Source organism: Streptomyces sp. NPDC088116 (assembly GCF_044741745.1).
In the GTDB taxonomy this organism is placed as follows: Bacteria; Actinomycetota; Actinomycetes; order Streptomycetales; family Streptomycetaceae; genus Streptomyces.
This window is the reverse complement of the sequence record NZ_JBIUTF010000003.1, coordinates 375,169-399,872: the sequence shown is the minus strand read 5'-3', so window position 1 is coordinate 399,872 and position 24,704 is coordinate 375,169. Positions and strand designations below refer to the sequence as shown.

The 24,704-nt window shown below is 69.8% G+C and carries 18 protein-coding genes and 1 pseudogene; 10 read left to right on the top strand and 9 right to left on the bottom strand.

All coding sequences use genetic code 11. From position 1 onward, the window contains the following. Position 1: 1 nt before the first annotated feature. Genes tdh through ACIOJD_RS14160 form a run of 3 tightly spaced genes read right to left on the bottom strand, consistent with a single transcriptional unit; the run spans position 2 to position 2,441 of the window. Positions 2 to 1,030 (bottom strand): L-threonine 3-dehydrogenase, encoded by a 1,029-nt coding sequence (gene tdh, locus ACIOJD_RS14170; RefSeq protein ID WP_401912518.1) that lies wholly within the window; start codon positions 1,028 to 1,030, stop codon positions 2 to 4. Further along, positions 1,027 to 1,704: a pyridoxamine 5'-phosphate oxidase family protein gene (locus ACIOJD_RS14165; protein WP_401912515.1), complete on the bottom strand. Its 678-nt coding sequence runs from the start codon at positions 1,702 to 1,704 to the stop codon at positions 1,027 to 1,029. Before ACIOJD_RS14165 ends, tdh begins: the two co-directional genes overlap by 4 nt. After that, positions 1,701 to 2,441: a class I SAM-dependent methyltransferase gene (locus tag ACIOJD_RS14160; protein ID WP_401912512.1), complete on the bottom strand. Its 741-nt coding sequence runs from the start codon at positions 2,439 to 2,441 to the stop codon at positions 1,701 to 1,703. The genes ACIOJD_RS14165 and ACIOJD_RS14160 overlap by 4 nt, the downstream gene beginning before the upstream one ends. A 437-nt stretch (positions 2,442 to 2,878) precedes the next feature. On the opposite strand from ACIOJD_RS14160, the gene ACIOJD_RS14155 reads away from it, so the two are divergent. Then, positions 2,879 to 4,246: a hypothetical protein gene (locus ACIOJD_RS14155; RefSeq protein ID WP_401912510.1), complete on the top strand. Its 1,368-nt coding sequence runs from the start codon at positions 2,879 to 2,881 to the stop codon at positions 4,244 to 4,246. A 331-nt stretch (positions 4,247 to 4,577) separates the two neighbouring features. Further along, positions 4,578 to 6,869, top strand: coding sequence for an FUSC family protein (locus ACIOJD_RS14150; RefSeq protein WP_401912507.1), 2,292 nt, complete (start codon positions 4,578 to 4,580; stop codon positions 6,867 to 6,869). A gap of 125 nt (positions 6,870 to 6,994) precedes the next feature. Here ACIOJD_RS14150 and ACIOJD_RS14145 read toward each other — a convergent pair whose 3' ends face one another. From ACIOJD_RS14145 to ACIOJD_RS14135, 3 genes are all read right to left on the bottom strand, one after another. Beyond that, positions 6,995 to 7,804, bottom strand: a complete 810-nt coding sequence (locus tag ACIOJD_RS14145; protein ID WP_401912504.1) for an NPP1 family protein — start codon at positions 7,802 to 7,804, stop codon at positions 6,995 to 6,997. Positions 7,805 to 8,067: 263 nt separating this feature from the next. Next, positions 8,068 to 9,582, bottom strand: a complete 1,515-nt coding sequence (locus tag ACIOJD_RS14140) for a hypothetical protein (RefSeq protein WP_401912502.1) — start codon at positions 9,580 to 9,582, stop codon at positions 8,068 to 8,070. 664 nt (positions 9,583 to 10,246) lie between these two features. Continuing rightward, positions 10,247 to 11,524, bottom strand: a complete 1,278-nt coding sequence (locus tag ACIOJD_RS14135) for a PucR family transcriptional regulator (protein ID WP_401912499.1) — start codon at positions 11,522 to 11,524, stop codon at positions 10,247 to 10,249. Positions 11,525 to 11,776: 252 nt separating this feature from the next. On the opposite strand from ACIOJD_RS14135, the gene ACIOJD_RS14130 reads away from it, so the two are divergent. After that, complete coding sequence (locus tag ACIOJD_RS14130) at positions 11,777 to 13,564, top strand: FAD-binding dehydrogenase (protein ID WP_401912497.1); 1,788 nt, start codon at positions 11,777 to 11,779, stop codon at positions 13,562 to 13,564. 165 nt (positions 13,565 to 13,729) lie between these two features. Here ACIOJD_RS14130 and ACIOJD_RS14125 read toward each other — a convergent pair whose 3' ends face one another. Continuing rightward, complete coding sequence (locus tag ACIOJD_RS14125) at positions 13,730 to 14,365, bottom strand: TetR/AcrR family transcriptional regulator (RefSeq protein WP_401912494.1); 636 nt, start codon at positions 14,363 to 14,365, stop codon at positions 13,730 to 13,732. Between the two features lie 257 nt (positions 14,366 to 14,622). On the opposite strand from ACIOJD_RS14125, the gene ACIOJD_RS14120 reads away from it, so the two are divergent. The 4 genes and pseudogenes from ACIOJD_RS14120 (at position 14,623) to ACIOJD_RS14105 (ending at position 19,160) form a co-directional block, all read left to right on the top strand. Continuing rightward, positions 14,623 to 15,936 carry a UDP-glucose dehydrogenase family protein gene (locus tag ACIOJD_RS14120; protein WP_401912492.1) on the top strand — a complete coding sequence of 438 codons (1,314 nt, stop codon included), beginning with the start codon at positions 14,623 to 14,625 and terminating at the stop codon, positions 15,934 to 15,936. A gap of 53 nt (positions 15,937 to 15,989) precedes the next feature. Then, a complete protein-coding gene (locus tag ACIOJD_RS14115; RefSeq protein WP_401912490.1) occupies positions 15,990 to 17,210 on the top strand; it encodes a glycosyltransferase in 1,221 nt (406 codons plus the stop codon). A 145-nt stretch (positions 17,211 to 17,355) separates the two neighbouring features. After that, positions 17,356 to 17,478 (top strand): annotated as a pseudogene (locus tag ACIOJD_RS14110) (UTP--glucose-1-phosphate uridylyltransferase); the annotation flags it as partial. 29 nt (positions 17,479 to 17,507) lie between these two features. Beyond that, entirely contained in the window at positions 17,508 to 19,160 is a 1,653-nt protein-coding gene (locus ACIOJD_RS14105) for an MDR family MFS transporter (RefSeq protein ID WP_401912487.1), read from the top strand. Between the two features lie 131 nt (positions 19,161 to 19,291). On the opposite strand, the gene ACIOJD_RS14100 is transcribed toward ACIOJD_RS14105, so the two are convergent. Beyond that, positions 19,292 to 20,089: a LysR family substrate-binding domain-containing protein gene (locus ACIOJD_RS14100; RefSeq protein ID WP_401912485.1), complete on the bottom strand. Its 798-nt coding sequence runs from the start codon at positions 20,087 to 20,089 to the stop codon at positions 19,292 to 19,294. Between the two features lie 58 nt (positions 20,090 to 20,147). Here ACIOJD_RS14100 and ACIOJD_RS14095 point away from each other — a divergent pair, with 58 nt between their 5' ends. Continuing rightward, positions 20,148 to 20,543 (top strand): DUF5997 family protein, encoded by a 396-nt coding sequence (locus tag ACIOJD_RS14095; RefSeq protein ID WP_401912483.1) that lies wholly within the window; start codon positions 20,148 to 20,150, stop codon positions 20,541 to 20,543. A gap of 15 nt (positions 20,544 to 20,558) precedes the next feature. Here the strand turns inward: ACIOJD_RS14095 and ACIOJD_RS14090 are convergent, their stop codons facing one another. After that, on the bottom strand, positions 20,559 to 21,524 hold the full coding sequence (locus tag ACIOJD_RS14090) for an alpha/beta hydrolase (protein ID WP_401912480.1): 966 nt from the start codon (positions 21,522 to 21,524) through the stop codon (positions 20,559 to 20,561). 286 nt (positions 21,525 to 21,810) lie between these two features. Between ACIOJD_RS14090 and ACIOJD_RS14085 the strand changes: the two genes are divergently transcribed. Then, the gene (locus tag ACIOJD_RS14085) at positions 21,811 to 23,310 is read left to right on the top strand and encodes an MFS transporter (protein WP_401912477.1); all 1,500 of its coding nucleotides are present in this window, start codon (positions 21,811 to 21,813) and stop codon (positions 23,308 to 23,310) included. Between the two features lie 104 nt (positions 23,311 to 23,414). After that, positions 23,415 to 24,650, top strand: a complete 1,236-nt coding sequence (locus tag ACIOJD_RS14080; RefSeq protein ID WP_401912475.1) for a cytochrome P450 — start codon at positions 23,415 to 23,417, stop codon at positions 24,648 to 24,650. Positions 24,651 to 24,704: the final 54 nt, after the last annotated feature.

Sequence of the window (24,704 nt, the reverse complement as noted above, 5' to 3'; positions counted from 1 at the left end):
CTCAGTCCCTCGGCGCCCAGTCGAGGATCACCTTGCCCGCGTCCCCCTGGGACGCGGCGGCGAAGGCCTTCTCGTAGTCCGCGGCGGCGAAGTGGTCCGTGATGATGAACGACGGGTCCAGGCCCTCGTCGAGCAGGCCGGCCATGGTGTGCCAGGTGTCGAACACCTTGCGCCCACTGATTCCCTGGATGGTGAGCATGCGCAGGGAGATGTTCGTCCAGTCGGTGAGCACATCCTCGTCGGGCAGCCCGAGGGAGGCGATCCGGCCGCCGTGTGCCATGGCGCCGATCAGGTCGCGCAGGGCGGACGGGTTGCCGGACATCTCGAAACCGATGTCGAAGCCGTGCTCCAGGCCGAGTCCGGCGGTGTCGATGGGCCCGGCACCGGCGTCGATGACGAGATGGGCACCGGCCCGGCGGGCGAGGTCGAGCCGGAAGGAGCTGACATCGCTGACCGCCACCAGTCGGGCGCCCCGGTGGCGCGCGACGGCCGCGGCCATGGCGCCGATCGGACCCGCGCCGGTGATCAGGACCGTACGGTCACGGAGGGGGAAGGCGTCGGCGACATGGACGGCGTTGCCGAAGGCGTCGAACACGGCGGCGACATCCAGCGAGACGCCGGGGCGGTGCACCCACACGCTCTCCGCGGGCAGCACCACATACTCGGCGAACGCCCCGTCGCGCTGCACTCCGAGTCCCCGTGCCGCACGGCACAGGTGCTTCTTGTCCGCCCGGCAGTTCACGCAGGTGTTGCACGTCTCGTGGCCTTCCGCACCGACCAGTTGGCCGGGCAGGATGCCTCCGACGCCGGCTCCGGTCGCCACGACCTCACCGACGAACTCATGGCCGATGACACGCGGTGTCGTCACGGTCCGCGTCGCCCACGGGTTCCCGTCGAGGATGTGCAGGTCCGTGCCGCAGATGCCGGTGCGCAACACCCGGATGAGGACATCATGGCGCCCAGGCTCGGGGGTGGGTACATCGACGTAGTCCAGTCCCTCGCCGGGCCCTGACTTGATGAGCGCCTTCACCGGGCACCTCCTGAACCGTCACTACCGTGGTCGTGGTCGTGGTCGTGGTTGTCTTCGCTGTCGCTGTCGTCGTTGTGGTTGTGGTTGTGGTTGTCGTCGATGTTTTTGTCTTTGTCTTCGTCCTGGTCGCCGACACCGTTCCCGTCCCCGCCTCCGTCGACCGTCGGTCCATCGGTGATCGCGTCCAACGGGACGGCGATACGCTGGTCGTTCTTGTCCACGAGCCACTGGTCGATGTCCAGCAGCCACCACTCCCGTACTTCGAGGCGGTAGAAGCGTCGCGGGCCGTCCCCGCGGAACTCGTCCAGCGGCAGCCGCCATTCGCCGCGGACCTCCTCGTCCGGGAAGTTCCGCTCGTAGTACCAGGCGCTGAGCGTGTCGAGTTCGTCCGGCCCCACCGGCTTCGCGACGGCGGTGAACTGCGCACCGTCCAGGCCCAGTCCGGGCAGCCCGGTCAGGTAGATCGAGCCGGATACCCGCGGGGCGGCCTCGATGTTGCGGGAGTGCCGGGCCCGGCGCAGCGAGTACCAGAGGAGTCCCAGCGGATTGCGCAGCGGTACGTAGTTGACCGTGGAGGCCCACACCCCGTCGGGGCCGTGGGTGGCCAGGGTCATGAAACGTGCGTTCTCGATGAGGAAATCGCTGCGCTCGGTGAGTTCGGGCAGGGGGGTCATGACGGCTCACGCTCCTTGCGGGTGTCCAGGATCGCCGCGTGCGGCGCGGACAGATAGGGCTCCCAGAATTCGGACGGCCCGGCGGCGGCCTTGGCCGACAGCCGGTGCGGCAGTCGGCGTACGGGACCGAACCCCGCCTCGCGTAAGGCCTGTTCCAGTGTCGCGGCGCTCCAGTAATGGGCGGCGATGTGAACGTCGTACGCGTCGAAGCACAGCTGGAGATCGATCGGAGAAGCGTCCTCGAAGGGCCGGTCGATATTCAGGCGGAAGCCGTAGCGCTCGTAGTGGCGGGGGTCGCGATGGGCCTCGGGGTGGATGGGCAGGGTGACGAACCTCCCGCCCGGCCGCAGCGCGTCGGCCGCGGTGCGGCAGAGGCCGACGAGTTCCTTGTACGTGGTGGCGTACGGCAGTACGTACACCCCGAGGACCAGGTCGAAGCCACCCTCCAGTTCGGCCGGCAGGGCGCCGTCGACGTAGCTGATCTCCGGGTACTGTCCGGCCTCGTACGCACGGGCGTGGTCGATCATCCCGGCGGACTCGTCGAGCCCGACGACCCGTCCCGCGCCTCCTCGCGCCAGAGTCCGGCTGTAGACGCCGCTTCCGCAGCCCAGATCCAGGACCCGGAGCCGGGAGAGATCGCCCAGAGCCTCCAGCACACTGGGGAATTCGAGTTCTTGGCGAAAAGGCAGCCGGGAGAACTCCTCATACATTTCGGCGAGTTCATCGAATTGGGTCATCGAAAGCCCTCTTGTCGGGGTTAAGCGGGGGGTGGTTGTCGTCTGAGGGCGCGTGCCCGACGGGTTCGGAAGGATGTCGCCGCCGGGCCGGAGATGCATGCACACGTTGAACGCTTGTGCGTTTGTGCGCACCGCGCTCCTGTGTCTCCGCGGCCCTGTGCTCCCCCGCCGACGGCCTGTCCCCTCGCCCCCCGTGCGCTCGTGAACCGGCCCGTCGCGACGCCCCCCCGGGTAAAGAGTTCGGAGAGATGTCGAACCGCCGACTCCCGCGGCGGCGCCGACAGCGGGATGATTGGCCGCAGGATCGAGAAAGTTCCTACGAGGACCCATAGGCCCGCCCCTGAACGTGGTCCGCCGTGACCGACGCGCGCACGCGTGAACCGCCGTCGCCAACCCGCCGGGCGCGAACAAGGCCCATCCCGAGGAGATATGGAGCCTTGGCACGCCAACAGCCCAACCAGCGTCTCGCCTCCCTGCTCAACGAAGCCGACTGGAACCAGGCGGACCTGGCGCGAGCCGTCAACGACCTGGGCGCGGCGCAGGGCCTGCCGCTGCGCTACGACCGCACCTCGGTCGCCCACTGGCTGACCGGCTCCCGCCCCCGCCCGCCCGTCCCCGACCTGGTCGCCCTGGCGTTCAGCCGCCGCAGCGGCCGCCTCGTCACCACGGAGGAGACCGGCCTCGCCCGGCCCCGGCGGACGGCCGATGCTCCGCTCCTGCGGCAGCAGCCCGAAACGGGCGATGTCATGGACCAGCTGGCCGCCCTGTGCCGGGCCGACGCCGACCCCGCGCGCCGGGCCGTGCTCGCCGACTCCGCGTACAGCCTGGCCACGCCTGCCGCGCCCGCCTGGGATCCCGGACGCCCGTCCGCCGTACGATTACGCGCGGCGGGCTCCCGGGCCACGATCGCGGACGTCCAGCGGCTGCACCGGATGACCCTCGTCTTCGCGGATCTCCTGGAGCGCCATGGCGGTGCCCACGCGCGATCCGCCCTGACCGCCTACCTCGCCGAGGACACCAGCAGCCTCCTGGCCGCCCCCGCGTCACCGGCCATGCGCCGGGAACTGTTCACCGTCGCGGGTCAACTCACCCATCTGATCGCCCGTATGAGCATGGACGCCGGCTATCACAGCCTGGCCCAGCGTTACTTCACCACCGCGCTCGGTCTCGCCGGCGAAGCCGACGACCGCCGTCTCTATTCGATCACTTTGCGCGCCATGAGCCTTCAGGCCGTGTTCCTCGGATTCCGCGTGCACGCGGCGCATCTCGCCGACGCCGCCGTGGACACCGCCGGCCCGCGGACCGACCCGTCCACCCGGGCGTTCCTGCTGAGCCAGCGCGCTCTCACCCACGCCCACGCACAGCATCGTCACGAAGCCTTCAGAGACCTCACGGCGGCCGAGGCGGAGCAGGCCCGCGCGACCAGCCCACCCGGGCCCTTCACCAGCTATCCCCGGCCCGGCCTCGACTACCAGCGCGGCCGGTCCCTCCTCGCCCTGGGAGAGGCGGCCCAGGCGGCACAAGCCCTTACGGTCGCGGTCGAGGCACGCGCCGACGACCGGCACCGGTCCAGGGCCCTCACCCACGCCCGCCTCGCCGAAACGTTAATCTCCCTGGGCCGCCTCGAAGAGTCCTGCGTCCACTGGAACGCCTTCCTCGACCACTACCCGAGCCTGCGCTCGGCCGGCGCCGACCAGGCCCTCAGGCTCCTGCGCAAATCGCTGCGCGGCTTCCGCCGACAGCCGCATGCCGCCGCCGTCCTGCGGCGCGCACGAGCATTCACTCCACACCACCAGCCCGCCTGAACCGACCGGACCGCGCGGGCTCCCGGTGGTGCGCCCCGGCTCCGGCGCACTGACGCGGAATCCGCCGAGCGCACCCAGCGGACTGAAAGCAAAAGGATCGTCCATGCCCGATGTCTAGCCTCGTGCCACCGAGCGGACGCGGACGAATGGCACATGCCACGGACATACACCCGCAGAATCGATTTGCGCCTGCTCCATCTGGCCCGGGGCCGATCGCGATCACCGCCGGCCCGGCCGCGTACCCGACCGGTGGCCCCTGTCCGCCCGTCCCGCGATCCGAACGGCTCCGTCCCACGATCAGCGCTCGTGCGATGCTGAGGCGTCCGAGGTCATGGCGGGGATCAGGGAGTTCGGCGACGTGAGGGCAGCGATACGGCGGGTCGGGACCGGCACATGGGATCGTTTCGCGGCGTCCGACCCTGGACTGCTGCGCCTGATGGCGGGGCTGCGCACCGTCGCGGCGATCGCGCTCACCCTCGTCGCCCTCGCCCTGCTCGGCACCCACGTCACGTACATGGTCGCGGGCGCCATGACAGCGATGGTCTCCACCTTCGCGGTCAAGGAGAAGCAGGTGCGCGGCCAGGCGATCACGCTCGCGCTGGGCCTGCCGGTCGCGCTCGCCGCGATGGCCCTGGGCGCGCTGCTGCACGCCCAGGTCATCGTGGGGGACGCGGTCTTCGTCGCCCTGATCTTCGGCGCCGTCTACAGCCGCCGGTTCGACGACCGCGGTACCGCTCTGGGCCTGATCGGGTTCCAGATCTACTTCGTCTCCCTGTTCGTGGGCGCCGATGTGTCGACCCTGCCCGTGCTGTGTCTGACCCTGGCCATCGCCTTCGCGTGCAGTGCGGTCGTACGGTTCGCTCTCGTACCGGAAGCGCCGGCACACGTACTGAGGCGGCTGCGCAAGGCGTTCCGGGCCCGGCTCGCCCAGCTCGTGGCCAGTCAGATCGAGCTGCTGGACGCCGGCCCCGAGCAGTTGGACAAGGTCCTCGACGAGCTGCGGCGGCGCACCGCCCGGCTGCACGAGGCGGCTCTGATGATCCAGGACCGGCTGGAGGAAGGCACACCCGACGCCGCCACGGCGGCGCTCCTGCAACGACGGGTCGCGGACGCCGAGATCGCCACCGAGCGGCTGGGCATGCTGCTGCTCAACGCCCGCAGTGCCGAGCGCGCCGACACCCTCACCCTTCATCTGCCGAACGCGCCCGTGCCGGCCAGCCGGAAGCCGGTACCGGCCGAGGCCGACACGACCGGCACGCTGCGCCGGGACCTGAACGCGCTGCACCTGCTGGTGACCCGGACGGCTTTTGACGACCGGGGTACGGCGGTGGCCCACGTACGCAACAGGCTGCTCGGCTACCGCGACGAGGACGGGGTGCCGAAGGCCTCGACCGCCGTCCAGGACGTCTTCCGCGGCATCGGTGAGGCCGCCCGCTCCGTCCTGGGCCTACGGCTCGCGCTGGACGGACCTCAGGACGAATCCGACGACACACCGGCGACGACCCGCTCGCGCGAGGAGTTCGACGCCGAGGATGTCTCGCTCGGCGGAGCCGAGGAACCCGAGGAGGAAACCCGCACCGGGCTGCGACGTCCGACCACGAGGGCCGCGTTCCAGGTCACGGTGGGCTCGGTGCTGGCCATCATCGGCGGTGAGTTCCTCTCCACCCAGCGCTGGTACTGGGCGGTGCTGACCTGCTGGGTGGTCTTCCTCAACACCTCGTCCACGGGCGAGATCCTGGTCAAGGGCTACCGACGGCTCATCGGCACGGTCCTCGGCGTGGTCGCCGGTGTCCTGCTGGCGGGACTGGTCGGCAACCACACCTGGATCGCCTTCGCCCTCGTCCTGCTCTTCATCTTCGCCATGTTCTTCACCGCTCCGCTGTCGTACGCGTTCATGTCCTTCTTCGTCACGGCGATGCTGGGACTGCTGTACACACTGCTCAACACGTACAGCTCCGCCCTGCTGGTGCTGCGCATAGAGGAGACGGCGCTCGGCGCCGCCTGCGGCATCATCGCGGCGGTACTGGTGCTGCCGGTGCACACCGACCGCCGTACCGACGAACTGCTGGGCACCGTCCTGGACAAGCTGGGCGACGTCGTGTCGGCGTCGGTGGAGCAGCTCAGTGGCGGGCCCGCGTCCGATCTGCTGACCAAGGCGCGGGACCTGGACACGGCGCTGGACGAGCTGCGCGCCTCCACCCAGCCGCTGACGCATCCGATCTCCCCGCTGCGCGGTCGGCGGCGGACCGTCCGCTATCTGGTGGCGCTGCTGGAGACCTGCGCCTACCACGCGCGTTCGCTGGCGGCGACCGCCGAACTCCTGCCGCACAGCAAGACCGTCGCGGCCGACCCACGTCTGGACCGGGCCGGCCGGCGTATCGCCCACAACATCGAAGTGATCGCCGCGTACGTCCAGGACGAGGGAGCCGGGCGCACGGTCACGTCCGGCGCCAGCATCGCCTCGATGCTCAAGACCGACGGGTCCGACGCGCTGCCCTCGGGCACGGTGACCTCCCGCGTCCTGCGTCATCTGCAACGCCTCGACGAAGGAGTGGCGGGACTGGCCCGGCCGCTCGACGTACCGGTCGCCGACCGCGCCGACGCCAAGGCCGTACGGGTCTGACGGCCGCCTGCCGGCTCCGGCCACACCCACGCCCGGCGTTCGGTGAACCGTCACACCCGCGATGGTCGGGGCCTCGACAGGAAAGCCCCGACCCCACACGGCACCTGACGTATCGTCAGTCGGCGTCAGTGCGCACAGGAATCCCGCGCGACCTTGCCGGGGTTACTGTCGGCGCTGCCCCAAGCAGCCGCGTTCGCCTCGAACTTCTGGTGCAGAGCCCCGTCCTTGGCGACCTCGACCAGGCCACCGCCCTGGTCGGCCCAGGCCGGATAGTCGGCGTGACGGTACTCGTCCGTGTAAGCCGAGATGACGTCCTTCTTGCCGCCCTGGTTGTTGTACATCGAGTGACTCCCGAACCCGACGAAGATCCGCGGGTGCTCCAGCCCCCGCGCCGCGTGTCCCCGGTCGGAGTTCCAGCTCTCCGCATCACCCCAGGCCACGACGCGATGACCGCCGTGGGCGCTCAGCAGCAGCCGGTCGCGGGTCCAGTCGTTGCCGTTCTTCCGCCAGACCACTTCGACGTGCTCGAAATCGTGCCGGTGCCCCGAGGGGTTGAAGCCGCTGGTGGCCTGGTAGATGGTGAAGGCCACCCGGATCTCCTCGGGGTCGCACTTCTGAACGGTGTAGTACGTGGGGAAGGGCGCGCCGTGCGGGGCACAACCCCCGTCACTGTTGGGCCAGTTCTGTACGCCACCGCCGTCGGCGGGATTGCCGGCACCGTCGAAGGCCGGCTCGGGCCAGCAGGGATCGTTGCTGTTGGCGCGGGCGAAGTTCCACTGCGGTACGGACGCGGTGACGATGTCCTGAAAAGTGGTGGGCCCTTCGGGAAGAGGCTCGTTGGCAGACGCTCCCGGGACGTTCGCGAAGAGCAGGCCCGCGATCAATGACACGGCGGTGAGCGATCCGGGCCGAAGCCGGCGGATTCGGAACGACATGGAATCTCCTCATGCTCAGGACAAGTAGGCAGCTCGAGCATGTTCCATCGACGCCCGAGGAACACACAACCCCGGCAGCGCGAGGTGGTCGGCGAGCCCTCCCTACGTCGACCTCCACTGACGCCGTACCGGAATCCCAGCGATACGAGGCGGTAGTGACATGTCCGTAGAGCTACTGACCACCACCCATCGTCGCGCTCGACCGCGTCTCCGAGCGCGACACCGTCACTCGGCTGACGCCCACCACCGAACGAAGCGACGTCCTAATCCCTGACCTTGAGGAAGCGCATCCGGGTTGCGCCATTGCTGTCGGTGCCGCCGGCCTCGGCGTTGGAGATCTTGCCGCCGGTGAGGACGAACATCAGGTGCAGGCGGACCGTCCGGGGGCCGGAGGCGACCGGGTACTCGGTCATGATGTGTGTGGTCCCGCCTTGCTGCTCCTGCCTCGCCGCGTTGATCGCCGCGATCTGGGTGAAGCTCGTCAGGAGGGTGTCCGTGGTCTCGTCCCTGAGCCAGCCGATGATGTAGCCGCTGCCGCCGGTGGCGGAACCGAGCGCGTACCGTACATCGCTGTCGATGTGGTACACCCCGGCTTCCGGGAGCACGATGTCGGACTCGGGGATCGGCACGTCGGTACCGGTCCGGGCCAGAAGGTTGGCGTGCTGCCTCTCGGCGTTGAGGAACGCGCTCACCGGTGTGAGGCGGGCGCCGATCTCCCACCTTTCGGGGCAGCCGGGCGTCCCGGTGACGTCGATGTCCACCGACCGTTCGATGCTGCTGTTGCCGCCCGGAGCGATACCCGTCACGTCGATCCGCGGGACGAGCAGCCCACCGGTCGTGTTCCGTGCGGCGTTGCACGGGGACGGGTCCAGAGCAGGCGTGTCGGGCGCGTACAGACACCCGTCGCTGCCCCGAGTGATGGCGTTGCCCCGGTCTGTGGAGATGCACGGAGGGCGGGCGGTGGCGCATCCGTCCTGGCAGGAGGCGACCGGGATGACCGGCGGGACCGCGGCGTAGGGAGTCGAGCCGTCGAGGGTGTCGGTCGTGCAGGTGACCGCGCCGTCGCAGTTACGGCAGGTCGTACGGAGGAACGGTCTGCCGCAGCCCGGGGCGGACGCCCGGACGGTGAGGACGAAGCTGTCGACGGTCCACTGCTTGGGGCCGACCCGGCAGGTGTCGTCGTTGCCTGTTTCCAGGTTGAGCTCGACGACGATCTTTCCCGCGAGGACGTCCGCGAGGGACACGGTGGTCGGTGGGATGACGCCGTTGTCGTCAGCACCCGCCGGCAGATCGGGTGGGCCCAGGAGATCGGTGCGGATCGGGGTCGTGCCGTTCCACAGGGCGAAGCGGCCGTAGAGCCGACAGGCCGTGTTCCTGCCGTCGTTGTGGACATGGACCGAGGCGCTGATCGTGACGCTGGTGGGGTTGCCGCGCAGTGACGTGGGGTCGATGTGCACGACGCCGGCGAGCCAGGTGTGCTGGCCGTTGTGCGTCCCGTCGTCGGCCGGGAACGTGCCCGTGCCGCTGTTCAGGATGGTCTGGGCGACGACAGGGTCCAGTGCGGCATGGGTGTTGGCGATGGTGTAGTACGGCGTCGGGTCGGTGCTGCTCGCGGTCGCTGCGAGGCGATACGGCGCGGAGTCGCGCAGTGGGATCGTCTCGCAGTGCTCGCGCTCGCACGGCTTGGAGCCGGGACAAGCAACAGGGGGACAGGCCGGCTTGGAGGGCTGACAGCCGCCGATGGCGATGGGGGACTGCCCGCAGCCGCATCCACTCATGGGCCAACTCCTTTTGTGAGGTGGGGTGGTGGCAGTGACGGTGTGCCCCGTGCCACTTTGGCGCGGTGGGGGCACGGGGGGGTGCGCCGGCTCGTCGGCCGAAACGGATGAAAGTCGAGCGGGCAGGCGCGTTGAGGGATACCGGCGCACCTGAAGTCGGCCGCGCAATCGGGGAGCGGAAGAAGACCGTCCGGCGGACCGCTCGCCGGGCCGTGGCTGACATGACGTCGATCGTCATCCAGCTACGTGTGCCCGCAGCCGGTCATGTCCTTGGGGTGGGAAACAGAAGCGGCCATGTCGGCTCTCTTCGCGATTCTGCTCCTGGTACTGCTCCTGGTACTGGGCAAACCGCGTTGGGCGCTCGGACAGAGGAATACCTGAAGCTCAGTCACGTGTCTTCTTCGTTGCCATCCCTAATGTACTATCCCGTTATCTGTCGGGCATTACCCCATTAGGGTGGCCGATTTCACCGCCAAGGCGGCAAAGCGCCCACATTTCTGCCGGCGTACGAGTCGGGAGCGGATGGCCGGCCGGCCCCCGCTGCCCCCGGACTTCCATGCCGATGCCGAAAGGGGCAACCGGAGGCTTCCAGATCCAGCAGGTCCCGTGCCTCTCCGTGCCGCGGCAAGCTCCCCGGCAGTGACATGATCCGGCCGGACAACTCCTAGGAAGCCGGCGAGGAGCCGTGTGGCTCGGTCGTACCGCACGCGTCCGGATCCGGGCAGGGCCGGGCCGCCCGCAGCCACGTGGTCAGTGCCCACCACCAGTGCAGGGTGCCCAGCGGCCCGGAGCGGCCCTCGGGCAGGGGGTCGGTCAGCGATTCCCCCGTGATCTGCTGGAGCCGGCCGAGCCGGTAGCGGACGGTGTTGGGGTGGGTGAACAGGGTCGCCGCCGTCTGGTCCAGGCGTCGGCCGTGGTCGAGGAACGTCAGTGCGGTGAGCGCGAGTTGCTGGTGGAAGGCGTCCGACTGATCGAGGGAGCCTAGGAGTCTGCCGCTCAGGTACGAGCCCAGGAGCGGCTGGTCGGCCAGGGCGATCTCACCGGCGAAATCGGTCAGATCGTACAGTCCGTGCCTCCCTCGCTGTCCGCCGATGTCCAGGGCGCGGACGCAGAGCCGGTACACCGGGCGAAGTGCGTCCAGGGGAACGGCCGGAGAGACCACCACGAGGTCCGCTCCGGCCGGTCTCGCCCCGGGCCCGGTGAAGACCGGCCGGGCGGGGTCCGGTGCGCTCGCCCCGATCTCCTCGCACCCGGGCGGACGGGGACACACGCCCACCAGACGCCCTTCGACCAGACCGAAGACCCCTCGCAGTGGTGAGAGCCGCTGTGCGAGAAGGCGCGTGCGCGCGGGGTCACGGGCGTCCGAGACGAGGCAGTGGCGCACACCGTCCGGCTGTATGCCGATCCGCGCCAGGCCCTCGGGGGCGGGAGTCACCCCGCCCACCAGTAACTGCCGCAGCAGTCTCGTCCGTAACTCGCCCGCCGCGTACGGAATTCCCCGCTCCGCGCTGCGGTATCCGTGGACCACATGGCGCTCGACCGTGTCGCCGTACTCCTTCAACCGCAGGACCACGGTGAGCAGTACGGCGTCGGGCACCCCGGCGGACCGGCAGCGGTCGACGGTGATCTCCACCGCGCGGGTGAGGGCGGCCTGGACACCGCGCAGCACGGCGGTCATCGGGATGCCCTGGCCCGCCCGGTCGGCGCCCAGCAGCAGGGCGGCGGTGAAGTCCTGCTCCTCGACCCGGCCGAAGGTGCCGAACCACTCACCGGCCGCGCTGATCATGGCCGCGACATGCCGGTGACTCGCCGCCTCGGTGAGACGGGCCACCTCGGGCGAGTGGGCCCTCGCCGCGCGGACGAGTTCCCCGCACACGTCCGCGTCGACGGCCATGGCACACAGGATCTCGGTGACCGGCTCGCGCTGATGGGTGACGGTCATGAGAGGCCCGCCCTTCTCCGTCCGAGCGCTGTCGCCGGGCTACAACGGCGGAGCGGATGCGTTGGCGCCCGGCCACTACCGCACTTCTGTGGCGACCTGATTAGCTGTGAGCTACCGCACAGTAACAGCACGCCCATCGGGACAACACCCTCCGCGCGCCCGCGGGCGCGCGATCGTCGGGTGCCTCCTCGCACCCCGATCCGGCCCCGGCCGGGGCGTGTTCCGCCGCTCCCCCTTCGGAAGGCACCCCCCATGGAGAAAGCAGCAGACCCGGCCGTGTTCAGCCGCCGCCGCGCACTGACGGTGGCGGGAGGTGTGATCGCCGGCGCGGCCGCCTTCTCACAGGCGATGCCGGCCTTCGCCGCCCAGTCGTCGGACGCGGATGTGATCGTCATCGGCGGCGGGCTGGCGGGCCTGGTCGCGACGGCGGAACTGGCGGACGCGGGCCGCAAGGTGCTTCTGCTGGACCAGGAACCGGAGACCAATCTGGGCGGGCAGGCGTTCTGGTCGTTCGGCGGGCTGTTCCTGGTCGACTCCGCCGAGCAGCGGCTGATGGGCATCAAGGACTCTCACGAACTGGCGTGGCAGGACTGGCAGGGCACGGCAGGGTTCGACCGGGGCACCACCGATCCCGGCGGGCAGGACTACTGGGCCTACAAGTGGGCGGAGTCCTACGTGGACTTCGCCGCCGGGGAGAAGCGGTCCTGGCTCTACCAGCAGGGGGTGCGCTGGTTCCCGATCGTCGGCTGGGCCGAGCGCGGCGGTGGACTGGCGGACGGGCACGGCAACTCGGTGCCGCGTTTCCACGTCACCTGGGGGACGGGCCCGGCGGTGATGGAACCGTTCGAGAAGCGGGTACGGGCCGCGGCGGCCAGAGGCCGGGTGACCTTCAAGTTCCGCCACCGGGTCGACGGACTGGTGCGGACCGGCGGCGCCATCAGCGGCGTACGCGGCGCGGTCCTGGAGCCGAGCAACGCCCCGCGTGGCACCGCCAGTTCCCGTACGGTGGTCGGCGAATTCGAGCTGCGCGCCCCGGTCGTGATCGTCACCTCCGGTGGCATCGGCGCCAACCACGACCTGATCCGGCAGAACTGGCCGGCCCGTCTGGGCTCGCCGCCCAAGAGCATGATCTCCGGGGTGCCCGCGTACGTGGACGGCCGGATGCTCGCGATCACGGAGGAGGCGGGCGGACGGATCGTCAACCCCGACCGGATGTGGCATTACACCGAGGGGCTGCGGAACTACGATCCGATCTGGGCCAAGCACGGCATCCGCATTCTGCCGGGCCCGTCGTCCCTGTGGCTGGACGCCACGGGCAAACGCTTCGCCGCCCCCAACCTCCCCGGATACGACACTCTCAGCACGCTGAAGGCGATCACCGACTCCGGGTACGACTACTCCTGGTTCGTCACGACCCAGAAGATCATGGCGAAGGAGTTCGCCCTGTCCGGATCCGAGCAGAATCCGGACCTCACCAACAAGGACATCCTGCTGACCCTCTCGCGCGTCTGGCAGACCCCTGAACCGATCGAGAAGTTCAAGAAGAACGGTGTCGACTTCGTCGTCTCGTCGACCCTGCCCGAACTGGTCGCCGGCATGAACAGGCTGACCGGTACGAGCCTGATCGATCTGGCCGACCTCAAACGGCAGATCGACGCCCGGGACCGGGAGATCGACAATCCGTACACCAAGGACGTCCAGGTCATGGGGATCCACAACGCGCTCAGGTACAGCGGGGATCTGCTCAGCCGCACCGCCACGGCGCACAAGATCATGGATTCCAGTGCCGGACCGCTGATCGCCGTACGCCTCAACATCCTCACCCGCAAGACCCTCGGCGGGCTCCAGACCGACCTCTCCGGTCGTGTCCTGGACAGTGCCGGCGCCCCGGTCCCCGGTCTCTACGCGGCCGGCGAGGTCTCGGGGTTCGGCGGCGGAGGGGTGCACGGGTACCGGTCCCTGGAGGGTACCTTCCTGGGCGGCTGTCTGTTCTCCGGCCGTCAGGCGGGACGCGCGGCGGCCGCCGCCACCGGGTCCTGACCGGCCGGGCAACGCTCAGGTCGCCGGCCGCAAGCAGGTCCGGGGCGTCGTGGGAGGCACGCGGGCCGCGCGATGTCCGCTTCGGTACGGTCCTTTCAGGTGCGAGCGCCCCGGATCAGGTGCGAACGCACCGACCGCGCCGGTGTCCTGACCCGGTCGCGGGTGTCACTGCCCCTCGGCCGGGCGCTGGGAGCAGCCGCAGGGCGGGCTCAGCAGTGGGTCGATTCCCGCCCGCAGATAGGTGAGCAGCGTGCTGTCCGACGCGGCGACCAGCGCCGGGGTGCGGATGGCGATACGCATCAGGGTGGTGCCGAGCAGCCAGGCGGACAGCAACTCGGCCCGCAGCTCGGCGTCGGGGCCGTCGAGGCGCTTGGCGAAGCTCTCCGAGAAGACTTCGGTGATTTCGTCACGGAGCTGCCCGACGGCCTCCTCCCGGCTGGAGGAGCGGAGCACCGACAGCACCGGATGCGGGACCTCGTCCTCACTGGGCGCGTTGGAGATGAAGTCGCGGACCCACACCGCCACATCCTCGAGCGGCAGGTGCCGCAGCTGCTCGAACATGGCGGTACGCGTCGTCACCGCCTCGAACAGTGCTTCTTTTGAGCCGAAGTAGCGGTAGACCAGGGCGGCGTCCACTCCGGCTTCCTTGGCGATGTCTCGAACACTGGTGCCGTTGTAGCCATACCTCCCGAAACGCAGGGCGGCGGCGCCCACCAGAGCCGCGCGCGTGCCCGCCGCGTCATGTTTACGGGCCTGCCGGGCGCAGATTCCGCCCTGTTCCGATTTCTCCGGACTGTTCACCTGTCATACCTCCGCCTTGATCATGCCGCACATGCTGTCGACCCAGCTTCTCTCATGTCCAAAAGTCATCGAACGTTGTCACCAAACGTTGACTCATGCCTGAAGCAACCATATTTTTTGATCAACGGGCGGTGACCTTGGACGTTCCCTTCCCACTCCCTCGGCCGGACGACGGTGTCCGACGCACGCCGGAAGGGCCGATATCGGTTCACGTGCCACGCGCCCGCCCCCGAACTCAGCAGAAGTGGTGATCAACTGTGCGTGATCGACACGTCGCCGTCATTGGAACCGGATACGTCGGACTGACCACCGGCGCCTGTCTGGCCGCCCTCGGCCACCGAGTGGTCTGCGCGGACGCCGACCCCTACAAGGTCGAACGGCTCCGGCGGGCGGAGGTCGACATCCTGGAACCCGGTCTGCCGGAACTCGTCCGAGAGGGACTGGACTCCGGCCGCCTGGAGTTCGTCCAGGACACCCCGGGCGCCGTCAGCGACGCCGACGTGGTGTTCCTCTGCCTGCCGACCCCGATGGGAGTCGGCGGCGCCGCCGACCTGGCCGCGGTCGAGGCCGTCGCGGACGAGATCCGTACGGTCCTGCCGTACGAAGCCGTCGTGGTCAACAAGTCCACGGTGCCGGTCGGCACCGCCGAGCGCGTCGCGGCGCTGCTCGGGCGTCCCGACGTGACGGTGGTGAGCAACCCGGAGTTCCTCCGCGAGGGGCACGCGGTACGGGACTTCCTCAACCCCGACCGCATCGTGGTCGGCGCCGCCGACCGGGCCGCCGCGCAGCGCGTCGCCGACCTGTACGCCGAACTCGACGCCCCGCTGGTGCTCACCGACGCCGCCAGCGCGGAACTCGCCAAGTACGCGGCGAACTTCTTCCTGGCCATGAAGCTGTCCTTCGCGAACAACCTGGCCACGCTGTGCGAACGCTTCGACGCGGACGTCAACGACGTCATCACCGGTATAGGCCACGATCCGCGCATCGGCGACGCGTTCCTCAACCCGGGACCCGGATGGGGCGGCTCCTGCCTGCCGAAGGACACCCACGCGCTGCTGACCGTCTGCGAGGAGTCCGGCGTGGAGTTCCCGCTGCTGCGGGCCACCATCGAGACCAACGTGGAGCACCAGCGCCGGCTCGTCGAGCGCGTGGTGGCCGGATGCTCGCCGGGGGACGGCTCGCTGCACGGCGTACGGCTGGCCCTGCTCGGCCTGTCCTTCAAGGCCGGTACCTCCGACCTGCGCGACTCACCCGCCCTGGCCATCGCCCGCCTGCTCAAGGCGCGTGGCGCCGAGCTCTACGCGTACGACCCCGCCCTCAGCGAGACCCGCCCCGACCTCAGCGATCTGCTCACGATCGTCGACACTCCGGAGAAGGCGTTCGAGCAGGCCCGCGCCTGCGTCATCCTCACCGAGTGGCCGCAATTCCGCGATCTCGACTGGGAAGCTGTCGCCGGGCTGCTGGAGACCCCGGTCGTCTACGACTTCCGCAACCTCCTCGACCCGGCCCGGCTGCACCGGGCCGCACTGTCCTGGGAGGGCATCGGCCGTTCGTTCGCGATGGCGGGCTGACCACGGACCGGCCCTCCCCCTCGCGGCAAGAACCCTCGAAGAAAGGCTTATTCGTGCGCATACTGTTCACCACCCTCGGCAGCCCTTCACACGGGCGTGCCCAACTGCCCCTCGCCCGAGCCCTCGCCGCGGCCGGCCACGAGGTGCTGGCGGCCACCACCCCGTCCACCGCCTCGGTCTTCGAACACGACGACGTCCGCGTGACGAGTTCCATCAAGGACTTCGAACCGGGTTCCGCAGCGCTGTACGCCATGAAGGAACTGGCCGCCGACCAGCCGGAACTCGACGACAGACAGCAGAGCGCGCTGATGATGCGCATCATGGCCAAGGCCCTGTCCGGTCCGGTGGCGAAGGAGATCCTGGACGTCACGCTCCCCCTGGTACGTGACTTCCGCCCCGATGTCATCCTTCGCGACGGCATGGACATGAGCAGCGTCCTGATCGGCGAACTGCTCGGCATCCCGCAGCTGCCCACCCCCTCCGGGGCCAGCAACACCTTCGACCCGGCCGCGATACTGCCGGGCCTCAACGCCCTGCGGGAGGAGCACGGGCTGCCCACCCACGAGGACCCGCTGTCCATCGTCCCGCACGGGCGCGTCGACTACGTCCCGCCGGCCTTCTCCTTCGCCAAGCACCTGCCGACGTCGTTGGCGTACCGGCAGACGGTGACCGTGGACCGCCATTCCGTCCTGCCCCCGTGGGTCGCCGAACTGCCCACCGACCGCCCCCTGGTGTTCGCCGCCCTCGGTACCGCCCTCCCCATGATGCACGAGAGGAAGAGCGACAAGGAGGCTCCGGACATGCCCTTCCGGATGCCGGACCCCGAGAGCACCCTGCGGACGATCATCGAGGCGGCGTCACAGCTGGACGAGTGCACCGTCATCGTGGCGACCTCCGGCCTCCCGGCGGACACCGACGGCCTGCCGCCGCACGTCCACATCACCGAGCGGCTGCCGCAGCCGCTGCTGCTGGAATCCGTCGACCTGTTCCTCACCCACGGCGGTTTCAACAGCATCCGGGAATCACTGCGCACGGCCACGCCGTTGGCGGTGCTGCCCCAGTTCGGCGATCAGCACGAAAACGCGGGGCGCGTCCAGGAACTCGGGATCGGCCGGGAGATCACCGACCGTACGCCGGACGGCATCACCGCGGTCTGCCGTGAGGTGCTGGCCGACTCCGGTATCACCGCGAGGGCGCGCCAGGCGCGTCTGGCGATGCTGACGCTGCCGGAGGTCGAGAACGCCGTCGCCGATCTGGAGAAGCTCGCCGGATAGGACACGTCATGAGCCGGGGCCCCGGGCCCCGCGCCGGGTTCGCCGCCCGGCGCGGGGTCACGGGGCCCCGGCCGCCCACTCCGCATTCCCCTCTCCTCCCCGAATCCCGAGCACGGAGCACGCACGTGCGGCAAAGAAGGTTCCTATGACGTCCTCACCCCCCACGGTCATCCCGGCCGCGATACCGGCCGCGGGCCTGGGCACTCGATTCCTCCCGGCGACCGGGGCCGTGCCGAAGGGGAGGCCGCTCGTGCCGGACCGGCCGGCCACCGCCCCCGCCCGCCCCGGCATCGCGGCATGAGCGGGGCGGACGAAGTGACCTCCCCGGACGCCACGCCGCGCGACACGGCGGACGGCCCGCACGGCGAACCTGAAGCGCCTGCCCGGCTGACGCACCGGCAGGTCGTCACCGTACTGTCCGGGCTGATGCTCGGAATGTTCCTCGCGGCACTCGACCAGACGGTGGTCTCGACCGCGCTGCGCACCATCGCCGACGACCTGCACGGACTCACCGCCCAGGCCTGGGTGACGACCGCTTATCTCGTCGCCGGCACCATCGCCACGCCGCTGTACGGAAAGCTCTCCGACATCTACGGCCGTCGGCCGGTCTACCTGGCCGCGATCGTCCTGTTCACCGTGGGATCCCTGCTGTGCGGATTCGCCACCTCCATCTACGAACTCGCCGCCTTCCGGGCGGTCCAGGGCCTCGGTGGCGGCGGGTTGATGTCCCTCGCCATGACGATCATCGCCGACATCACCTCGCCGCGTGAGCGTGGCCGCTACCAGGGCTACATCACGGCGGTCTTCGCCGGTTCCAGTGTCGTCGGCCCGCTGGTGGGCGGGGTGTTCGCGGAACGCACCACCCTGCTCGGTCTGGACGGCTGGCGCTGGATCTTCTTGATCAACGTGCCGTTGGCGGCGCTGGCCATCGTCGTGATCCTGCGCGTACTGCACGTACCGCACCAGCCCGTACGGCACCGGCTGGACTACGGCGGGGCGGTGGCGCTGGCGCTGGGCATCGTCCCGCTGCTCGTCATCGCCGAGCAGGGACGAAGCTGGGGCTGGGCTTCGCCCCGCGCTCTGGCCCTGTACGCCGTCGGGCTGGTCGGCCTGGTGGTCTTCGTCCTGCTGGAACGCCGGATGGGCGATGCCGCGCTGGTGCCGTTGCGGCTGTTCCGCATCAAGGCGTTCCGCCTGGGCAGCGTCCTGCACTTCGTCGTCGGCATCGGGATGTTCGGTGCGATGACGATGCTCCCGCTGTACCTCCAACTCGCCCAGGGCATGAGCCCCATCGGGGCGGGTCTCGCCACGCTGCCCACCGTGGTGGCCAACGTGACGGTGACGCTGGTGGTCGGCCGGCTGATGTCCCGTACGGGGAAGTTCAAGGTCCACCTGGTGGCGGGCATCGGCTCCCTCACCGTCGCCATGGTGATCTTCGCGACGCTGCGGGTGGACAGTCCGCTGTGGTACGTCTCCATCGGCATGCTCTTCATGGGGGCCGGCCTGGGCGCGGCGATGCAGACGATCACCACGCTCGCCCAGTCCGAAGTACCCCGGCGGGACATGGGCGCGGCGACCGCGTCGGTGAACTTCTTCCGCTCCAACGGAGGCACGGTGGGCGCCGCCGCGTTCCTCTCCATCTTCTTCTCCCTGGCCGGCTCACGGATCGCCGAACGGCTGACCACCTCCTTCCAGGAGCCGTCGTTCCGCCGGCTCACCGAGGAGCCGACGAACGCCGGCGCGCTGGAGGGCGTCCTGCGGGCCGACGGCGGTGTGAACCTGGAGGACTCGGCCTTCCTGCACACCCTCGACGCACGGGTGGCGATGCCCTTCCTGGAGGGCTACGTCAGCGCGCTACAGGTCGTCTTCCTCACCGGCGCGGCCGTGACCCTGCTGGCCTTCGTGATCGCCGCGTGGCGCGTACCGGACACCAAGCTCTCCGCCGATTAGATCCTCGTCGGGGCCGCGGATGCCGGTGTCCGCCGGGCCGGCCACCGCTGGAGCCGGGAGACGAACAGGCCGGCCTTGGTGAGTGGTCGCCCCTCGGCCTGGAGGACCCGGGGCGATCCGCCGGACAGTACCTACGACCGGCGACGGGGTTTGCCGCGCTTGGGGCCCTTGGCTCCGCCGGAAGCGCTCCGGGGGTTCTTGCCGCCCGACGCGCCGCCCGACGCGCCGGACGGCTTGCCCGACGACTTGCCGGCCGCCGGTTTCCGCCGTGCGCCGCCGGTGTCGGGGCGCTTGCTCTTCGGCTGTGCCGGGGCCGGAGCGCGCCCCCGTGTGCTGTTCACGGTCCGCCCCCGGACGATCCCGATGAAGTCCTCCACCAGGTCGGAGGTCTCGTCCTGCGGCCACGACAGCGCGATGCGCGACTCGGGGGCGTCCGTGACCGGCCGGTACGTGAGGTCCTTGCGGTGGTGCAGGCGGGCGAGCGACTGAGGAACGACGAGGAGTCCGACGCCCGCCGCCACCAGTTCGATGGCGTCGGCCGTCGTGGCGGGACGCTCCTTCGCGGACTGTCCCGGCCGACCCTCCCAGTCGAGGGTGTCGTCGAGGGGATGCAGCACGATGTCGTCGGCCAGATCGGCGGCGGACACCTCGTCGACCGCCGCCACGACGTGATCCTTCGGGATCACCACCACCGTCGTCTCGGTGTAGAGAGGGATGACGCTGAGGTCCGTCCGGTCGATCGGCAGCCGTACGAGACCCGCGTCGGCGCCTGAGCCGCGCAACAGGTCGGGCGCCTCGGCGGCGGCCACCGTGACGAGGGTCAGCGGGACGTCGGGCAGCCGCTCGTTCCAGATCCGCACCCACTTGGTGGGCGTCACCCCTGGGACATAAGCGAGCCGGAACGAAGGGGGTACTTCCGAGCCTGTCACCCCGCAAGGTTACCGGCCGTGGTCGGAGGTCTCGCACACGCTCGCTACTCTTGACACCATGACGTCGCACCAGACCACCCAGACAATGAAGCCCGCGACCGCGGCGAAGAAGCTGGGTGTGTACCTCGAAGCCACCCCCGCCGAGTTCCAGGAGGGTGTCGTCTCGCGCAACGAGCTGAGCGCGCTGCAGACGGATCCGCCCGAGTGGCTGGTGGAGCTGCGGCGCAACGGCCCGCATCCCCGGCCGGTGGTCGCGGCCAAGCTGGGCGTCTCCATCTCGGGTCTCGCACGTGGCGGAGTCACGGACGCCCTCACCACTGAGCAGATCGACGCGCTGAAGCAGGAGAGTCCCGACTGGCTGACGCGGGAACGCGCCACCCAGGCCGAGGTCCGCAAGGAAACGGTCCGCATCAAGGAGAAGAACGCGGCGCGGACCGATCAGCCCCGGCGGTAGCGTCCCTGACGCGCGTCACTCGGTGATGCGCGGCTCGGCGGGCTCGGTGGCCTTGGGGTTCGTGGCCCGCTTCAGATGGCGTGCGACGAGCGCATAGACCTGCCGGGCCTTTTCGTCGTCCTTGCCGTCGTACCCGTGGTCGGCTCCGGGTACGTCGTAGTGCTCGACCAGTGCGCCGGCCTGCCGGAGACGGTCGGCGTAGTACGCGCCTTCCGCCCTGAGGAGGTCGAACTCCGCCGTGATGACCAGGGCCGGGGCCATTCCGCCAAGGTCCGCGGTGTCTGCCGGGTTCGCCGGTGAGACCAGGCGATCGAGACGCTCCCGCGGCTCCGGCACGTACGCGGTGTCGAAGACCTCCGCCATCCATGGGCGCATCACCGGCTTGGCGATGGCGGCCCGTTTGTCCTCGGCGCTCGTGGCGAGGTCGAGCGGGGGGTAGTGGAGCACTTGGAGGGCGATCGGGGGCCCGCCCTGTTCGAGGGCCTGGCGCGCCACGGCCGCGGCGATACCGCCTCCGGCGCTCTGCCCGCCCACGGAGAGCCGGCTGCCGTCCCAGCCTTGCCCGGCTCCGTGCGAAGCGATCCACCGGACCACCTCGAAGGCCTGATGGGGCGGGCCGGGGAACGGGTGCTGCGGAGCGAGGACGTAGTCCACATTGATCACCGTCGCGCCCGCCTCCGCGGCGAGATACCGGCAGAACGGATCGTCCATCTCCGTCAGCGGCATGACGTATCCGCCGCCGTGAAAGTTGACGTGTACAGGCGTGGGGGCGCCTTCGGTCGCGGGCGTGTACACGATGGCCCTGGCCGGGCCCGCCGAGGTCGGAATGGTCAACTCGCGCGTGTGGCGCGGGTACTCCGGAAACCGGGCGTGTGAAGAAGCCTTGCCGCCACGTCCGTTGCCGCGCTGGGCCGCCGTGACGGCGCGTTGCATCGCCTTGGCGACGAAGGAGGCCACCGCGGGCCGGGCCAGGATGGACATGCGCTTCCGTTCTGTACGTCGTTGTGTGGCGCCGCGGACCATCGGGCCGAACTGTTGCTCCGTGAGCCGTACCGTCCCCCCGGCTTTCGCGCCCGGACGACGGACCCGGCCCGGACGCCTCCGCGGGCTCTTCCGCGAGCGATGGCGCGGGCATGCGATCACTCTCACATAACTTGCCTAAGTCAATCAAGATTCTGGCATACTGAGGCGACAAGCTTGCCTAAGTCAACCAATCTGTATATGTTGAGTGAGTCAAGCAAACTAGTCGCCCGACGGAGGCCACTCCATGCCCAACACACTCGCCCGTCCCGCCGGGGCCGGTGATTCCGCCCCACCGAGGCCGAACGCCGTGGTGGCGGTTCTGGCCTTCGCGGGCATCGTGGTCTCCCTCATGCAGACCCTCGTCATCCCGATCGTCCCCGAGCTTCCCCGGCTCCTCGACGCCTCGGCGTCGAACGCCATCTGGGCGGTCACCGCCACCCTGCTGGCCGCCGCCGTGGCCACGCCCATCGCCGGACGCCTCGGCGACATGTTCGGCAAGCGCCGGCTGCTGCTGGTCAGCCTCGTCCTGCTGGTGGCCGGTTCGGTGGTCTGCGCGCTGAGCGACTCCCTGATCCCGATGATCGCCGGACGGACTCTCCAGGGGCTGGCGGCCGCCGTCGTCCCGCTCGGCATCAGCATCATGCGCGACGAACTGCCCGCGGAGCGTCTCGCCGGGTCGACCGCGCTGATGAGCGCGTCGCTCGGCGTCGGCGGCGCCCTCGGTCTGCCGTCCGCCGCCTTCATCGCCGACAACTTCGACTGGCACGTGCTGTTCTGGACATCGGCCGCCCTCGGCGCCGTCGCCCTCGCGCTCGTCCTCGTGCTCGTGCCCGAGTCGAAGGTGCGCACCGGCGGACACTTCGACCTGATCGGCTCGCTCGGCATCGCCACCGCCCTGGTGTCCCTGCTGCTGGCCGTCTCGAAGGGCGCCGACTGGGGCTGGACCAGCGGGACGACCCTCGGCCTGCTCGCCGTCGCGATCGTCTCCCTGCTCGCGTGGGGCCGGTACGAACTGCGCACCGCACAGCCGTTGGTGGACCTGCGTACGACGGTCCGCCGCCAGGTGCTGTTCACCAACCTCGCCTCGGTGGCGTTCGGCTTCTCGATGTTCGCCATGTCCCTGGTCCTGCCGCAGTTGCTGCAACTGCCCGAGGCCACCGGCTACGGCCTCGGCAGGTCGATGCTCACCGTCGGCCTGGTCCTGGCGCCGCAGGGCTTGGTGATGATGGCCATGGCGCCGCTGTCCGCCGCCATCTCCAGGACCAAGGGCCCGAAGATCACCCTGATGCTCGGGGCCGCCATCGTCGCCACGGGCTACGGCCTGAACATCGTGCTGATGTCCGAGATCTGGCACCTCGTCCTGGTGTCCTGCGTCATCGGCGCCGGTGTCGGCTTCGCCTACGGCGCCATGCCCGCACTCATCATGGGCGCCGTGCCCGCGTCCGAGACGGCCGCCGCGAACAGCCTCAACACACTGATGCGGTCCATCGGCACATCGATCGCCAGCGCGGTCGCCGGCGTCGTCCTGGCACAGATGACCACCACGTTCGGCACCACCGCCCTGCCGTCCGAGAACGGCTTCAGGACGGTCATGGCCATCGGCGCGGGCGCGGCGCTCCTCGCCTTCGCCCTCGCCGCCTTCCTCCCGCGTCACCGGCCCGTCGTCACGACGGCCGCGTCGGCGACACCGGCGTCCACCGACACCGCCGCCGAGCCCGTGAAGGTCTCCGGGGCCACGTCGTAACGCCTGCCCGACCAGCGTCCCCTTCGCTTTCACACACGTGGTCGTATTCCCGGCCACTCCCCCGGTCTCCGGTCCTGTCGGAGCCCCACCACCGAGGAGTCATCATGACTGCTACCTGCCCCGTGTCCGGCGCGGCACAGCCCCTGCCCGAATATCCGATGGCCAGGGCGGCCGAGTGCCCGCTGGCGCCGTTCCCGGCCGCGGAACAGCTGCGGGCCGAGCAGCCGATCAGCCGGGTACGGATCTGGAACGGGACCACGCCCTGGCTGATCACGCGCCACGCCGACCAGCGCGCCCTGCTCACCGACCCGCGCATGAGCGACGACGACCTCAACCCCGGCTTCCCGTACGTGAATCAGCACCGGGCCGCGGTCGCACCCCTCTCGCCTCGGATGATCACGAACACGGACGCGCCGGAGCACACCCGGCTGCGCCGGTCGGTCAACGCCCCCTTCGTCGTCAAACGGATCGAGGCGATGCGGGAGCCCATCCAGCAGATGGTGGACCGGCTGATCGACGAGATGCTCGTGGGCCCGAAGCCCGCGGACCTGCTGACCGCGATCGCCCTTCCGGTGCCGTCCCTGGTCATCGCCCAGCTGCTCGGAGTGCCGTACGAGAAGCACGAGTTCTTCCAGAGGTTCGCGGGCACCGTCCTCGACAGCAGCGCCTCGCCGGAGGAGATCCGGGAGGTGAGCGGGAAGATGTCGGCGTACCTGAAGAACCTCCTGGACGAGAAGATCGCCGACCCGGCCGACGACGTGATGTCGGAGATGGGCGGCAAGGTCAAGGCCGGCGAGATGACCCACACCGAGGCCGTGCACATGAGCACGGCCATGCTGATCGCGGGTCACGAGACGACGGCGACGATGATCAGCCTGGGCACGCTGGCCCTGTTCCAGCACCCCGACCAGCTGGCGATCCTGCGTGAGACGGACGACCCGAAGGTCGTCGGTGGCGCGGTGGACGAGCTGCTGCGTTACCTGAGCATCGTCCAGACCGGCGTACGGCGGGTCGCGAAGGAGGACATCGAGGTCGGCGGTGTCCTCATCCGCGCCGGGGAGGGCCTCATCTTCGACCTGCACGCCGCCAACTGGGACCCGGAGACCTACCCGGAGGCCGACCGTCTGGACATCGGCCGGCCCGCCCGCAACCACCAGGCCTTCGGCTACGGCCCCCACCAGTGCCTGGGCCAGAACCTCGCCCGCCTGGAGCTCCAGGTCGTCTACGGCACCCTCTACCGCCGTATCCCGACCTTGCGACTGGCCGCCGACATCTCGGATCTCGAGTTCGACCACACCGGGACCACCTACGGCGTCAAGTCCCTCCCCGTGGCCTGGTGACCACTCCCTGAGGAAGACTTCTCCCCCGAAGCAGAACCCCCCACGAAAAGCGAG